The following is a 13,644-nucleotide window of genomic DNA, read 5'->3' as shown; positions in this document are numbered from 1 at the left end:
TTACAAAAGGAGGATGACCAGAAAGGCCCCCGCTGTCACCCCCAGGGCCCCGTACACCTTTCCCAGCCGGAGACGCTCCTCCCCGGCCCGGGCCCGCAGTCCCTCCAGCTCCCGCCTGGCCCCGGCGATGGCCGCCTGCTGTCCCCGCCCGTCATAGCGCCCCAGCACCTCCCCCAGGGGGTACAGGGCCCGCTTCGCCTCCGGTGAGACGGGAAGCTGGTCGGTGAGCCGCCGCCAGGCGTGGGCAAAGGTCTCCCGCTCCAGTCCGTCCAGCGCCCGCCGGCAGGCGGAGAACAGGCGCCGGGCGGGCTCCTCCGTCCGGTGAGCCAGCTCCTCCATCAGCTGGGGCAGCGGGGTCAGCCGCAGGGCCAGCTCCCGCTCCATCAGCTCCAGTCCAGCGCACAGGGCCCCCAGGGCCCGCTCCCGGTGGGCCAGCTCCGCCGCAGCGCTCATTCCCAGCCAGACCGGGCCCGCCGCCAGGCAGACCGCGCCAAGCATCCGGATCATTCCAGCACCTCCACTTCATAGATCCTCCGGCCCGCCTCCCTGCGGATGCGGACCAGCCGCCGGAAGACTCCCTCCTCCAGCAGCCCCCGGTACAGCTTCCGCCGGGACAGGTCCTCCCGTCCCGCCCCGTGGGCGGTGGCCAGCAGTGTCACGCCGCAGCCCGCCGCGGACACCAGCGCCGCCACGTCCTCCGGCGCGGTGATCTCGTCCACCGCCAGCACCTGGGGGTTCATCCCCCGGAGCAGGGTCATCAGCCCCCACGCCTTGGGACACCCCTCCATCACATCGGTGCGGGGGCCCACGTCCAGCTGGGGGACCCCGTCGAACAGCGCCGCGATCTCCCCCCGCTCGTCGGCCACCCCCACCCGCCGGGGAGGCGCCCCCTCCCCGGCGGAGACGGCCCGCACCAGATCCCGCAGGAGGGTGGTCTTGCCCAGCCCCGGAGGGGCCAGGATCAGGGCGCTCTCCAGCCGCCCGCCCTCTAACAGCGACGGCAGCACCTCCTCCGCCGCCCCGGGGAACTGCCGCGCCACCCGCACCGCAGCGGAGGACAGCTTCCGGATGGTCCGCACTGCCCCGTCCTCCAGGGCCACCGTGCCGCACAGCCCCACCCGGTGTCCCCCCTGGACGGTCAGGTACCCCCGGCTGAGCTGGTCCAGCACGGCGTGGACAGAGGCCCGGCTGGCCAGTTCCAGTAGCTGCTCCAGCTCCTGCTGGGTCACGGGGGGCCCGGCCAGTGCCCTCTCCCCCTCCGGCAGCACTGCCGCCATAGGGAGCCCCACCCGCAGCCGCAGCTCCTCGATCTGGCTCCGCCGGTCCTCCGGCAGGGACATCACCCCGCTCCGCAGGCGCAGGGGCAGGACCCGCGCCGCCTGCTCCACGCCGGATTCTCTCTGCGTCATCAGCCTGTCCACCTCCGTTTGACTCATCCTATGAGGACAGGCCCCCGCCTATGCCTCCTTTTTGTGTGATATTTTTCGCACATCTCTCTTGACATCTCTCCAGGGATGTGATATATTTCACTCACAATATGTGAGAAATATCTCTCATCTCAGAAAGGAGCCTCTCTATGCGGCACCCGTTCAACTATCTGTCTCTGCTCTCACTCCCCGCCCTGGCCGCCCTGATCTATTTCCCCACCGGGGACGCGGATTTTCTCGGCTTTCTCGGCTTTTTGGTCTTTCTGCGCTACCTGTGGGTCAACCCGGACGAGCTCTTCCTGCTCACCCTGCGCCGGGCGGCCACCAGCGCCTTCCTGGCTGAGTGCGTGCTCCTGGCTCCGCTGCTGCTCCTCTTTTACCTCCTGGAGCCCGGCTCCAGTCCCATGCCCCAGGCCCTGGGCCTCAGCTTCGCCCTCTCCCTGATCTTCTTCTGCCTGTTCCACACCTGGCTGGAGTGGAAGGAAAGCAGGGACTGCGCATGAGCCTGCGCACCAAGATCCGGGAGCTCCGCCTCCGGGACCGGCTCAGCCAGGAGGAGCTGGCCCAGCGGGTGGGCGTGCGGCGGGAGACCATCGGCCACCTGGAAAATGGACACTACAACCCCTCCCTGAAGCTGGCCATGGACATCGCCCATGTCTTTGGGTGCACTGTGGAGGATATCTTCTCCTTTGAGGACTGACCCAATCGGCCCTCTCCCGCCCCCGGAGACGCCCGCCAAAAATTTTTCAAGTTTTTTTCAAAAAGGGCTTGCATTATTTTGACAGGTGTGGTAATATACAAAAGCTGTCCGGTGAGTTCACTTCGGACCGCGGCTTTCCGGGTGTGGCGAAGTTTGGTATCGCGCTTGAATGGGGTTCAAGAGGCCCTGAGTTCGAATCTCAGCACTCGGACCAAACAATGATAATCCGAACTGCATTATCCAAGTGGGTAATGTAGTTCGGATTTATCATTTCTATTGAAAATGTGCTTTGATGGACAAGGGCAGGATTGGTTTTCCTGCCCTTGCCTTTTTTATGAAATCCATATATAATTATATAAACCGAATAAAGGTGGTGTGTTATATGAGAAAATCATGGTGGAAAATTCCTCTATATTGTATAGTTGCAAGTTGGATATGCTTTCAACTGGAAGTTCGTTTTTTGGTAAGATGGACAATAGTAACATTGCCAGACGGGTCAATATCTACAGATAGTACACGACGGTTAATTCTTAATATTGTGCTATTTATAATTGTTGTTGCAATTGGTGGATTTTTCTTTTTTCGTAAAATGACTCACAAAGAACTTTTTTGCTCTGCGTCTGTTTTGGTTGTACTCAATATTGTATTTGGCTTAATTGCTTATAAAATGCAAGGAATGTTTTCTTTTTATTTTGCCGAGTTAACAGAGTGGGATAGTCTTATTTCAAGCCTGCTATTCCAAGTTACTCAAAATGTTTGGATTTCTGCTGTAATCAACTGGATATTGCCTCCATATATTTTTGTTCTATTTGGGAAAAAAGCATCTAACGAGAGTTAATAAAAAGGCGGGAGCATCGTTATAGATATTCCCGCCTTGTGCTTTAGTCCTGTTTTGACTTTTCTTGTTCCTGCTGTGCTTTCCGCTCTGCCAACTCCCGCCCTTGCCCTTTTCGCTGTTCTATGCTATATTTCACTCACAATATTTCATTTCAAAGGGAAACTGCTATGGATTATGAATTTCAGCTCTCTCCATATGATGGGTCATCTCTTGTTCCACAAGTCAGTTGTGCATTAGAAAAAAGGACTGAATCCATCTCAAGAGAAAAATACCCGAAGATGTGGAAAATCACCGATCATTTTAACTCAAAAAAAGTTTCTGAAATTGTTTTAAAAAGACGGCGCTTGCGATACAGGGTATATGGTATTTTACTTATCATTATGGGAGCATTTTTGCTTATCCCGGGATTAATGGAGCCGCAAGAATTGGCAGTCCCTTTATTTGCGGGTATTTTGGGCCTTTTGCTCGGTGTGTTTACTCTATGGAGCAGTAAAGCCCAAAAGCTACAAAGCAAGCGTTTTAATCAAGCCGCAGTAAAACTTTTGAAGGGTTTAGAGGCTCCTCCCCCTGTTCGTGTTCAGTTCACGCAAGGCGGAATGAAAATTGCAGACCAGCAGACAGTTCCATATTCTGATTTTAATTTTATATATGAAACAAAAGATTTATTTCTTTTGACATGGAATGAACAGGTAACTATTTTGCAAAAGAAAGACATGGTCTCAGGTAATAAAGATCAATTCATTTCTTTTCTGCAAGACCATATTAGACCATAAAAGTATCATATCACAAAGCGGAGGCCAATATGAAGCGAAACCCAGCCATTGCAATCATAATGTGTCTGCTTGTATCATTCACATTTTCTGCCTGCGCGCCTGCGGCCCCCAGCGGCCAAACGCCTGAATTTTTTCATGACATTGGAAAAACACTGAGTGAATTAAAAAAAGAGCATCCTGAAGGCGAATTGATTGTAAGATTAGATGGATCTCCGGATAGCGCTGCTATATGTTTTGGGGACCCCGAGGCGGAATATCTTTACTACTTTTTTGGAACACAGAGCGGTGATGCTGAAAAGGCTATGAACGAATGTGAAGACCAGCTGAAATGCGCCGGTTTTGTCACCACCGCAAGCATACTCTTTCCAGACATGGAAGATGACATGTCCTTTGAAGATTTCTTTTCCTGGATCGGTGTGGACGACTATGAGTACTTGTTGGGGCCAGAGGTAATAACTGGAGAGGGCTGGTTAAGATTCACGTATCATGATATGGAAGTCATGGTGAATACAAACGAAGCCGCTCCTGGCGGCGGATGGGATTTCACAGGAGCAGAGATCGTGAAGCGTGATGCTCCGGTATCTATTGCAGACCCAGAACTATCAAATGCCAATCAAGACTTAGCGGATGCGGTCATGTTCGATCAAACTGTGTCATGAGAACACAATACTGCATCCGGCGTGTACATTTATTTTTGAAGGATCGTCGTAAAGAGAACGATGACTGAATCAGTAAAAAAGGCGGGAACATCATTTCAGATGTTCCCGCCTTTTTTACACCGCATCTATCCGTTCTGCTCCCTGTCCTGCGGCGGGCAGAAGAAGGGCCGCGCCTCGTCAAACAGGTCGATCATGCCGCAGTAGTTGAACGTCTCATACTTCCACAGCCATTCCTGCTGCTCCTCGTTCAGCTCCGACTCCGTCAGCGTCTGGCCGTCCGCGGTGATCAGGCCCACCGGCGTGATCACCGGCAGCTCCTGGTACATCTGGGCCAGGAAGTTCATGTAGCCCGTCAGGGGCAGGCCGGCCGTCTGAGCGGTGAGCACCCCCAGATAGTTGGGGCTGAGGATCACGCCGCTCTGCTCCGGGATGTCGTAGTTGGCCCATAAGAAGAAGGGGACGGCGTACTGCTGCAGCACCTCCGCCGTGGTGCGCTCCGACAGCTTTTTCCCGTAGAGCTCCTCGTAGAAGGCATTTTTCAGGGGCGGCTGGTGATCCCCGAAAAAGACGATCAGGGTGGGCTCCTCCACCTGGCTGTAATAGCCGATCAGTTCCTCCAGCGCGTCGTCGCTGGCCTGGGCCAGTGCGATATACTGCTCGGCACTGCTGTCCGCCGTGCGCAGCTGGGTGGACAGCCGGATGGTCTTGGTCAGGTTGTTCCATCCCTGGGCATATCCGCTGTGGTTCTGCATGGTCACATTGAAGACAAAGGCGGGAGAGGTGGTCCCGGTCACGTCAAAGATGGTCTCGTAGTCCGATCTGTCCGAGATATAGCGGCGGATCAGATAGGGGTCCTCCACGTCCTCCTGATACAGCTGGTGGTCAAAGCTGAGGCACTGGTAGGCGATGGGCCGGTTCCAGCCGGAGGACAGATAGGGGTGGAAAGCGGTCGTCTCATAGCCCTGGCTCCCAGCCAGGGCTGCCAGGGAGGGCATGCCCTCCTCCACATACAGCTGATAGGCCACCGTGTGCGGCGGCTGGAAGAGAGTGGAGAAGCCGGTGAGGTACTCAAACTCCACACTGGCCGTGCCGCCGCCGGTGACCGGGGAGTACATCCAGCCCTTGATGGTGTTCTCGGTCATGGAGTGGAGGAAGGGAGTGGGGTCCTCCTCCAGCTCCAGCCCCTCAAAAATGGTCAGGTCCGCGAAGGACTCGTTCATGATGGCGATGATGTTCACCGGCCGGGTGACGGAGCCGTCCGCCTCTACCGCCGGGTACTCCTCCGCCAGCTCCAGCACCCGGTCCCGGCTGTAATCCTCCGGCTTGTCCACCGAGCTGTACCGCATGGCCACCGTGAAGTTCAGCAGGAAGCCGTTGGCCTGGGTGACCCACTGCTGGGTGTAGATGCCCAGGGCGGGCAGCATCCCGGTGCAGAAGAAGGCGAAGCTGTAACCCGCGCCGAACAGGATCAGCAGGGCTCCGGCCAGCCGGGGCATCCGGTCCCGCCGCCGCTGGGCCGGGCAGGCCCAGACCAGGAAGAGGTAGGCCACCAGCAGAACGGCCGCCTGGACGATGTAGTGGTCCAGCGAGTAGTCGAAGTCGCTGGCCACGTTGGCCGCGGTCCGCCAGCCCGCCACATCCGCAGGGAACAGGATGCGCCCCCGGAAGCGCAGGATATAGTGGTTGAGCAGCCCCACCAGGAAGCACAGGGTGACCGCCACCGCCGCAGATCGCCGCCGCCGCCCCAGGATCAGCCGGCACAGTGCGAACAGCAGGTAATACCAGATCATGTTCATCAGCACCTGCCAGGCCGCCAGATCCTGGAACACATCGTTCTCATTCAGGATCTCCACCATCCAGAGGGCCGCCCACGGCCCCAGCAGGAACACCAGACGGGAGATCCACCGGTCCGGGTCCCCCCGCATGCTTCGGAAAGGACGCAGCAGGGTATCTTTACAGAAAAGCGCTCTCATGTTTATCCTCCAAAAACGGCAGACCAAATATGCCGTATTTTTATAGGATAGCGCGTCCCCGAAAAATTGCAATAGCCTTCATCAAATTTTAATGAACTCTGCATCCTTTTCCAGGGTATCCTCTGAAATAGACGAAGAAAAGGGAAAAAAGTTCCACCCTTTTTCTGCTATTCAAATATACGCTTTTGTATGAATATTTGTCAGGGGGCCGCCTCCCCGTCCGCGGCCTGCTTCTCAGTTTTCTCCTCCTGCCGGTGCGTTCTTTTCTGGTATTCGCTTTTTCACCAAAAAGACGGCCTTATTTTTCTCAAATTCGCATATTTATCTATTGACTATGCATAGAATAGTGGTTTATACTCAGGGTATCGCCCTGGCTTGCCGGGGCACCAAAATAAAGGAGATCTGTTTGAATGAAAAAGTTTCTTGCTTTGACCTTGTCCCTGGCCATGGCCCTGAGCCTGGCCGCCTGCGGCGGCTCCGGAAGCGGCTCCGCTTCCTCCGCCCCCGCCGCTTCCTCCGGCGTGTCCTCTTCCGCCGGGGACGCCGGCTCCAGCACCGGCAGCACCAGCACCCCCGCCGAGCTGACCACCGTGGAGGCCGGCAAGCTCATCATGTCCACCAATGCCGCCTTCCCTCCCTATGAGATGACCGACGACAGCGGCAATGTGGTGGGCATCGACGCCGAGATCGCCGGCGCCATCGCTGACAAGCTGGGCCTGGAGCTGGTCATTGACGACATGGACTTCGACGCCGCCCAGCTGGCGGTCCAGCAGGGTAAGAGCGACATCTGCATGGCCGGCCTGTCCGTCACCGAGGACCGCCTGCTGGTCATGGACTTCTCTGACAGCTACGCCACCGGCATCCAGGTCGTCATCGTGCCCGAGGGCTCCGACGTCACTCTGGACAACCTGGGCGAGCAGCTCATCGGCACCCAGCGGGCCACCACCGGCAACATCTACTGCACCGACGACTACGGCGAGGACCATGTGATCGCCTATGACGACGGCATCGTGGCCGTGCAGGATCTGCTCAACGGCAAGGTGGACGCCGTGGTCATCGACAAGGCCCCTGCCCAGGAGTTCGTGGCCGCCAACCCCGGCCTGGTCATTCTGGACACCGAGTATGCCAACGAGGACTACGCCATCGGCGTGGCCAAGGGCAACACCGCTCTGGTGGACGCCGTGAACGGCGCGCTGGCCGAGCTCACCGCCGACGGGACCATTCAGTCCATCATTGAGAAGTACATCCCCGCGGAGGGCTGATCGTCCGCACGCCAGATCAAGAAAGGGCGGCCCCTGGCCGCCCTTTTTCTTACGAAGACATAGAGAGGGGTAGAACAATGGACCTGGCCTACTATTATGAGCTATGGCGCGGGATGATGCTCTCCGCTGACCCGGCTGTTGCAGACGCCGTCGCCTGGTGGCAGGAATTTTATGTGAAGTTCTATATGGCCTTTATTGAGGCGGACCGCTGGAAACAGTATCTGGACGGGATCGGGACCACCCTCACCGCCACTGCTCTGGCCCTGGTCCTGGGCGTAGTCCTGGGGATCCTGGTGGCTCTGGTGCGCACCGCCCACGACCAGCAGCGCGCCGACCGCCGCAGGAACCCGGTCCTCGGCCTGTTCAACGGGGTATGCAAGGTGTACGTCACCGTCATCCGCGGCACCCCCATGATGGTCCAGCTGCTGATTTGGAGCTCCGTGGTATTCGTCAGCAGCCGCAATTTCACCCAAATTGGAATCCTGGGCCTGGGCATCAACTCCGGAGCTTATGTGGCGGAGATCATCCGCGGCGGGCTGATGGCGGTGGACGGCGGTCAGATGGAGGCGGGCCGCTCCCTGGGGCTGAATTACTTTGATACCATGCGCTTCATCGTTATCCCACAGGCCATCAAGGCCATCCTCCCCGCCCTGGGCAACGAGTTCATCATCCTGCTCAAAGATACCTCTTTGATCACGGTCATCGGCGGCAAGGAGCTGCTCCACGCCGCTCAGGGCATCATGGGCCGTACTTACGAGGCAATGTTCCCTCTGATCGGCATCGCCTGCATGTATCTTGTTCTGGTCATGATCTTCACCTGGCTTCTGGGCAAACTGGAAAGGAGGCTGCGTCAAAGTGATCGACGTTAAAAATCTGAGCAAGTCCTTTGGCGACCACCTGGTGCTGGACGACATCACCGAGTCCATCCAGGTGGGGGAGAAGGTGGTCATCATCGGCCCCTCCGGCTCCGGCAAGTCCACCTTCCTGCGCTGTCTCAACCTGTTGGAGACCCCCACCAAGGGGACCATTACCTTCAACGGCACAGAGATCACCGATCCCAAGGCGAAGATCGACCAGATCCGCCAGCAGATGGGGATGGTGTTCCAGCATTTCAACCTGTTCCCCAACATGACCATCCGAAAAAACATCACCCTCGCCCCGGTGCGCACCAAGCTCTTGACCCAGGCCGAGGCCGACGACACCGCCACCACCCTGCTGCGCCGGGTGGGACTGGAGGACAAGGCGGACTCCTACCCCGCCCAGCTCTCCGGCGGGCAGAAGCAGCGCATCGCCATCGTCCGTGCCCTGGCCATGAAGCCCAAGGTGATGCTTTTTGACGAGCCCACCTCCGCCCTGGACCCGGAGATGGTAGGTGAGGTGCTGGAGGTCATGAAGCAGCTGGCCGATGAGGGAATGACCATGGTGGTGGTCACCCATGAGATGGGCTTCGCCCGGGAGGTGGGCAGCCGGGTGCTCTTCATGGATGGCGGAAAGATCCTGGAGCAGGAGCAGCCCCAGGCCTTCTTCTCCAATCCTAAGCACCCCCGCACCCAGCTCTTCCTCTCCAAAGTCCTGTAAGCTCAAAAAGGCGCCCCGCTGTCCTTTGACAGCGGGGCGCTTCCGCCTTTCCAGATGGTATGCAGGGCCACCCAAAAGTCCGTTGTATGGGCGCCGGCCGTTTCCCGCCGCATCCCCGGGGAGGGTCCCTCATAACCTCCGGCTCAGCCAATGGCCAGCTTGATATAAGAGACCGTCCGGAGCCGAGGCTCCGGACGGTCTCTTATCATCGAAACTGATCCTGTTCCGCTTCCGCCTTTGGCGAAAGCTCCACGTGCTCCCTTGCTCGTCCTCTCCAAACCGGACCCGCTTCGCTGGGCTCCGGTTTGGCCGGCGGCAGAGACGCCGGCTCCCGCGGCTTTACAGTCCCAGCTTCATGGACACCACGTTGTCCACCATGGCCAGGGCATTATCCAGCATCAGTACGTCCTTGCCGCCGCCCATGGCGCTGTCCGGCTTGCCGCCGCCGGAACCGCCGGCGATGGCGGACACCTGCTTGATGATATCCCCCGCCTTCACGCCCCGCTTGACGGCCTCCTTGCCGCACACCGCCAGGAAGGTGATCTTCTCCCCATTGACGGAGGCCAGCACCGCCACCACGCTGGGCTCTTTGTCACGCAGGAAGTCGCCCATGTTCCGCAGACGGCTGGCATCGGCATCGGGCACGGTGGCAGTGAGGACCTTCAGGCCGCCCACCTCGTGGGCCGAGAAGAGGAACCGCTCAGCCTCGCCCAGAGCCTCCTTGGCTCGGAATTTCTCCAGGGACTGGCGCAGCTCCTTCATCTCCGTCATGATGTGCTCCGCCTTGTCCCGCAGTTCGCCGGGCTTGGCCTTCAGGGCGGCAGCGGCCTGGAAGAGCATCTCCTGGTTGCGGTTCATCACGTCCAGGGACGCCTGCCCGGTGGTGGCCTCGATGCGGCGCACGCCGGAGGCCACAGAGAACTCGCTGGAGATGTGGAACACCCCCGCCTTGGCGGTGTTGTCCAGATGGGTTCCGCCGCAGAACTCCACGGAGTACCCCCCCATGTCCACCACCCGGACGGTGTCGCCGTACTTCTCGCCGAACAGGGCGGTGGCGCCGGTCTTCTTGGCCTCCTCGATGTCCATCACCTTGGTGTCCACCGGATATCCCTCCAGGATGGACTCGTTCACCAGGCGGTTCACCTCGCTCAGCTCCTCCGGCGTCATGGCGGAGAAGTGGGTGAAGTCGAAGCGCAGGAAGTCGGGCTCCACCAGGGAGCCGGCCTGATGCACGTGGTCGCCCAGCACGGTCTGGAGGGCCTTGTGCAGCAGATGGGTAGCGGTGTGGGCCCGCTGGATGGCCCGGCGGCGCTTGGCGTCGATGGAGGCGGTGACCGTATCCCCCACCTTCACATTGCCGGAGAGCACCCGGCCGTAGTGCATATATTTCCCGCCCTTGTTCTTCTGTACGTCGCTGACCTGGAAGCGGAAGCCGTCGTTCTCCACCACGCCGTGGTCGGCCACCTGGCCGCCCATCTCGGCGTAGAAGGGAGTCTGATCCAGCACCAGGATGCCCTCGGCGCCGGTGCCCAGCTCCTCCCGCAGCTCCTCGCCCGCCACCAGGGCCAGCACCTTCCCCTGGGCAGAATGGCTCTCATAGCCCAGGAACTGGGTGGCGGGCATGTCCTTGCCAAACTCCACGCCGGCCCAGCCCAGGTCGCCCAGGGCCTCCCGGGCCTTCCGGGCCCGGGTCTTCTGCTCCTCCATCAGGGTGTCGAAGGCGGCCTTGTCCAGCTCCATGCCCTCGTCCTCCACCATCTCGATGGTCAGGTCGATGGGGAAGCCGTAGGTGTCATACAGCTTGAAGGCGTCCGCCCCGGAGAAGGTCTTCTCCCCCCGGGCCTTGTGCCCTTCCAGCATCTCCCCGAAGATCTTCAGGCCGCCGTCGATGGTCTTGGCGAAGTTCTCCTCCTCCACCCGGATGACCTTGGTGATATAGTCCTGGCGCTCCCGCAGCTCAGGATAGTGGCCCTCGTTCTCATGGATGACGGTGTCGCACACCTCATACAGGAAGGGGTGGTCCACCCCCAGCAGCTTGCCGTGGCGGGCGGCCCGGCGCAGCAGACGGCGGAGCACATAGCCCCGGCCCTCGTTGGAGGGGAGCACGCCGTCACAGATCATGAAGGTGGCGGAGCGGATGTGGTCTGTGATGACCCGGAGGGACACGTCCTTGCTGTGGCTCTCGCCGTAGTGGGCGCCGGTGATCTGGGACACCTTGTGGGTGATGTTCATCACGGTGTCCACATCAAAGAGGGAGTCCACCCCCTGGCACACGCAGGCCAGGCGCTCCAGTCCCATGCCGGTGTCGATGTTCTTCTGCTTCAGCTCAGTGTAGTGGCCCTCCCCGTCGTTGTCGAACTGGGAGAAGACGATGTTCCACACCTCGATATAGCGGTCGCAGTCGCAGCCCACAGTGCACCCCGGCTTGCCGCAGCCATAGGCCGGGCCCCGGTCGTAGTAGATCTCGGAGCAGGGGCCGCAGGGGCCGGAGCCGTGCTCCCAGAAGTTGTCCGCCTTGCCGAACTTGAAGATGCGGTCCTCCGGAATGCCGATCTCGTCCCGCCAGATGGCCATGGCCTCGTCGTCGGCGGGGGTGGTCTCGTTGCCCTCAAAGACGGAGGGATACAGCCGGTCCGGGTCCAGGCCCACCCACTCCGGGCTGGTCAGGAACTCCCAGGACCAGGCGATGGCCTCGCGCTTGAAGTAGTCGCCGAAGGAGAAGTTGCCCAGCATCTCGAAATAGGTGCCGTGGCGGGCGGTCTTGCCGATGTTCTCGATGTCGCCGGTGCGGATGCACTTCTGACAGGTGCAGACGCGGTGGCGGGGGGGCTCCTGCTCCCCGGTGAACCAGGGCTTCATGGGCGCCATGCCGCTGTTGATGAGCAGCAGGGAGGCGTCGTTCTGGGGGATCAGGGAGAAGCTGGGCAGGCGGAGATGTCCCTTGCTCTCAAAAAAAGACAGGAACATCTCCCTCAGTTCATTCAGGCCAAAGGGCTTGGGCTCGCGCATGGTGGTCTACCTCCAATATTTTTTCATGTTTTTGTGTTACAAATAACCGGGCCATATCATCAGTCGCCCCGGAACAGGCCGGTGAAATTGTTCACCAGATTGGACAGGCTCCAGCTGGACTTCTGAAGTCCGGCGGACAGGCCGATCAGCTCCATGTCCGGGTCAAAGGCCACCCGGATGGACACCTTTTCCTGGGAGAAGATGCACAGGAGCTGGGCGATGCCGTGCTCCTCCCCCTCGGTGCTGCCAGTGACCTGGGCGGACTTGAGCTCCTGATAGTCCCCCGCCTCCTGGAACACCGGCTCCACCAGGTCCTGGACGCTCTGGGCGGTCAGGTCTGCCCGGATATCCTCCCGGAAGGACTCATATACCGCCTCGTAGTCGCCCTCCAGGAGCTGGTCCAGGACAGCCTCCCCGGCGGTCAGGACGGTCTCTGTGTCCATGCCCTGGGGCAGGGGCTCCGCCTCCTCCTGGGAGGAGCAGCCGGCCAGCATCACGGTCAGGGCCAGGGCCGCCGCCAGCAGCGGCACGATCCTCTGTTTCATGGTCTGTCCTCCAGCATCAGCTCGGACCGGGCATAGAGCACCGCCCGGCCCGCCAGAATGACCCGGTCCCCTTCCATCCGGCAGTACAGGGTCCCCCCTCTGGGGGATGCCTGCCGGGCCACGAACCGGGTCTTGCCCAGCTTTTGCGCCCAGTAGGGGATGATATGGCAGTGTCCGGAGCCGCACACAGGGTCCTCCGGCACCCCCATCTTTGGGGCAAACGAGCGGGAGACGCAGTCGTACCCCTCCATCCCCGGCGCCGTGACCTGCATCAGGGCCCCCTTCACCTTCAGCAGCTTGTCCATGTCCGGCTTCAGCGCCAGCACGTCCTCCGCCCGGTCAAAGACGCACAGCAGGTCCCGGGCCCGCCAGACCTCCGACGGCCGCGCCCCCAGGGCCTGGGTGATCTCCTCCGTCACCTCCAGCCGCTTCAGCTGGTAGGCGGGGAAATCCATGCTCAGCAGCTCTCCCTCCGCCCGCACGGTCAGCAGTCCGCTGAGGGTCTGGAAGCCGACCCTCTCCACTCCCGGCTCCACGAATCTGGTGATGATATGGGCCGCAGCCAGGGTGGCGTGGCCGCATAGGTCGATCTCCCCGCCGGGGGTGAACCAGCGCAGCCGGTACTCCTCCCCCTCTTTCACAACAAAGGCCGTCTCAGACAGGTTGTTCTCCCGGGTGATCTTCAGCATCAGATCCTCCTCCGGCCACCGCTCCATCACGCAGACCGCGGCCGGGTTGCCCTCGAATATCCTGTCGGCGAAGGCGTCCACCACATATTGTCTCATTCCATCAGCTCCTTGTTCCATAAAAAATCGCCCCTGACCAAGTCAGGGGCGGATCATCACCACGGTACCACCCTGATCGCCAGAGCACGCCCTTT

The 13,644-nt window shown here is 60.0% G+C and carries 14 protein-coding genes and 1 tRNA gene; 9 read left to right on the top strand and 6 right to left on the bottom strand.

The window, feature by feature from the left end:
* Positions 1–507 (bottom strand): stage III sporulation protein AB, encoded by a 507-nt coding sequence (locus tag L9O85_RS05620; RefSeq protein WP_050624533.1) that lies wholly within the window; start codon positions 505–507, stop codon positions 1–3.
* Positions 504–1,409, bottom strand: a complete 906-nt coding sequence (locus L9O85_RS05615) for a stage III sporulation protein AB (RefSeq protein ID WP_108981416.1) — start codon at positions 1,407–1,409, stop codon at positions 504–506. The genes L9O85_RS05620 and L9O85_RS05615 overlap by 4 nt, the downstream gene beginning before the upstream one ends.
* A 167-nt stretch (positions 1,410–1,576) precedes the next feature.
* Between L9O85_RS05615 and L9O85_RS05610 the strand changes: the two genes are divergently transcribed.
* The 6 genes from L9O85_RS05610 to L9O85_RS05585 all read left to right on the top strand — a co-directional run bounded on the left by L9O85_RS05610 (position 1,577) and on the right by L9O85_RS05585 (position 4,397).
* A complete protein-coding gene (locus L9O85_RS05610) occupies positions 1,577–1,930 on the top strand; it encodes a hypothetical protein (RefSeq protein ID WP_050624532.1) in 354 nt (117 codons plus the stop codon).
* Positions 1,927–2,127, top strand: a complete 201-nt coding sequence (locus tag L9O85_RS05605; RefSeq protein WP_108981417.1) for a helix-turn-helix transcriptional regulator — start codon at positions 1,927–1,929, stop codon at positions 2,125–2,127. The genes L9O85_RS05610 and L9O85_RS05605 overlap by 4 nt, the downstream gene beginning before the upstream one ends.
* A gap of 137 nt (positions 2,128–2,264) precedes the next feature.
* A tRNA-Pro gene (locus tag L9O85_RS05600) sits at positions 2,265–2,341 on the top strand.
* 168 nt (positions 2,342–2,509) lie between these two features.
* Positions 2,510–2,965: a hypothetical protein gene (locus L9O85_RS05595; protein WP_256183010.1), complete on the top strand. Its 456-nt coding sequence runs from the start codon at positions 2,510–2,512 to the stop codon at positions 2,963–2,965.
* 167 nt (positions 2,966–3,132) lie between these two features.
* Positions 3,133–3,738, top strand: a complete 606-nt coding sequence (locus L9O85_RS05590) for a YcxB family protein (protein ID WP_276854082.1) — start codon at positions 3,133–3,135, stop codon at positions 3,736–3,738.
* 29 nt (positions 3,739–3,767) lie between these two features.
* A complete protein-coding gene (locus L9O85_RS05585) occupies positions 3,768–4,397 on the top strand; it encodes a hypothetical protein (RefSeq protein ID WP_108981419.1) in 630 nt (209 codons plus the stop codon).
* A gap of 125 nt (positions 4,398–4,522) precedes the next feature.
* Here L9O85_RS05585 and L9O85_RS05580 read toward each other — a convergent pair whose 3' ends face one another.
* Positions 4,523–6,370: an LTA synthase family protein gene (locus tag L9O85_RS05580; protein ID WP_050624527.1), complete on the bottom strand. Its 1,848-nt coding sequence runs from the start codon at positions 6,368–6,370 to the stop codon at positions 4,523–4,525.
* 410 nt (positions 6,371–6,780) lie between these two features.
* On the opposite strand from L9O85_RS05580, the gene L9O85_RS05575 reads away from it, so the two are divergent.
* From L9O85_RS05575 to L9O85_RS05565, 3 genes are all read left to right on the top strand, one after another.
* Positions 6,781–7,632 (top strand): ABC transporter substrate-binding protein, encoded by an 852-nt coding sequence (locus L9O85_RS05575; RefSeq protein WP_050624526.1) that lies wholly within the window; start codon positions 6,781–6,783, stop codon positions 7,630–7,632.
* An 83-nt stretch (positions 7,633–7,715) separates the two neighbouring features.
* Complete coding sequence (locus L9O85_RS05570) at positions 7,716–8,501, top strand: amino acid ABC transporter permease (protein WP_082203667.1); 786 nt, start codon at positions 7,716–7,718, stop codon at positions 8,499–8,501.
* Positions 8,488–9,210 carry an amino acid ABC transporter ATP-binding protein gene (locus L9O85_RS05565; RefSeq protein WP_050624525.1) on the top strand — a complete coding sequence of 241 codons (723 nt, stop codon included), beginning with the start codon at positions 8,488–8,490 and terminating at the stop codon, positions 9,208–9,210. The genes L9O85_RS05570 and L9O85_RS05565 overlap by 14 nt, the downstream gene beginning before the upstream one ends.
* A gap of 339 nt (positions 9,211–9,549) precedes the next feature.
* Here the strand turns inward: L9O85_RS05565 and alaS are convergent, their stop codons facing one another.
* The 3 genes from alaS to L9O85_RS05550 are packed head-to-tail and all read right to left on the bottom strand — an operon-like array spanning position 9,550 to position 13,549.
* A complete protein-coding gene (gene alaS / locus L9O85_RS05560; protein WP_050624524.1) occupies positions 9,550–12,219 on the bottom strand; it encodes an alanine--tRNA ligase in 2,670 nt (889 codons plus the stop codon).
* 59 nt (positions 12,220–12,278) lie between these two features.
* Positions 12,279–12,764, bottom strand: coding sequence for a DUF3887 domain-containing protein (locus L9O85_RS05555; RefSeq protein WP_256183008.1), 486 nt, complete (start codon positions 12,762–12,764; stop codon positions 12,279–12,281).
* Positions 12,761–13,549: a PhzF family phenazine biosynthesis protein gene (locus L9O85_RS05550; RefSeq protein ID WP_108981423.1), complete on the bottom strand. Its 789-nt coding sequence runs from the start codon at positions 13,547–13,549 to the stop codon at positions 12,761–12,763. The genes L9O85_RS05555 and L9O85_RS05550 overlap by 4 nt, the downstream gene beginning before the upstream one ends.
* Positions 13,550–13,644 lie beyond the last annotated feature (95 nt).

It is taken from the genome of Lawsonibacter asaccharolyticus, assembly GCF_022453915.1.
GTDB lineage: Bacteria > Bacillota > Clostridia > Oscillospirales > Oscillospiraceae > Lawsonibacter > Lawsonibacter asaccharolyticus.
Note: the sequence above shows the minus strand (reverse complement) of the source record. Positions and strands in the feature narration are given on the sequence as shown.

What these genes read in the sequence shown, in the direction of transcription:
- L9O85_RS05620 (WP_050624533.1), bottom strand. Translation starts at nt 507, where the DNA reads ATGATCCGGATGCTTGGCGCGGTCTGCCTGGCGGCGGGCCCGGTCTGG.
- L9O85_RS05615 (WP_108981416.1), bottom strand. Translation starts at nt 1,409, where the DNA reads ATGACGCAGAGAGAATCCGGCGTGGAGCAGGCGGCGCGGGTCCTGCCC.
- L9O85_RS05610 (WP_050624532.1), top strand. Translation starts at nt 1,577, where the DNA reads ATGCGGCACCCGTTCAACTATCTGTCTCTGCTCTCACTCCCCGCCCTG.
- L9O85_RS05605 (WP_108981417.1), top strand. Translation starts at nt 1,927, where the DNA reads ATGAGCCTGCGCACCAAGATCCGGGAGCTCCGCCTCCGGGACCGGCTC.
- L9O85_RS05595 (WP_256183010.1), top strand. Translation starts at nt 2,510, where the DNA reads ATGAGAAAATCATGGTGGAAAATTCCTCTATATTGTATAGTTGCAAGT.
- L9O85_RS05590 (WP_276854082.1), top strand. Translation starts at nt 3,133, where the DNA reads ATGGATTATGAATTTCAGCTCTCTCCATATGATGGGTCATCTCTTGTT.
- L9O85_RS05585 (WP_108981419.1), top strand. Translation starts at nt 3,768, where the DNA reads ATGAAGCGAAACCCAGCCATTGCAATCATAATGTGTCTGCTTGTATCA.
- L9O85_RS05580 (WP_050624527.1), bottom strand. Translation starts at nt 6,370, where the DNA reads ATGAGAGCGCTTTTCTGTAAAGATACCCTGCTGCGTCCTTTCCGAAGC.
- L9O85_RS05575 (WP_050624526.1), top strand. Translation starts at nt 6,781, where the DNA reads ATGAAAAAGTTTCTTGCTTTGACCTTGTCCCTGGCCATGGCCCTGAGC.
- alaS (WP_050624524.1), bottom strand. Translation starts at nt 12,219, where the DNA reads ATGCGCGAGCCCAAGCCCTTTGGCCTGAATGAACTGAGGGAGATGTTC.
- L9O85_RS05555 (WP_256183008.1), bottom strand. Translation starts at nt 12,764, where the DNA reads ATGAAACAGAGGATCGTGCCGCTGCTGGCGGCGGCCCTGGCCCTGACC.
- L9O85_RS05550 (WP_108981423.1), bottom strand. Translation starts at nt 13,549, where the DNA reads ATGAGACAATATGTGGTGGACGCCTTCGCCGACAGGATATTCGAGGGC.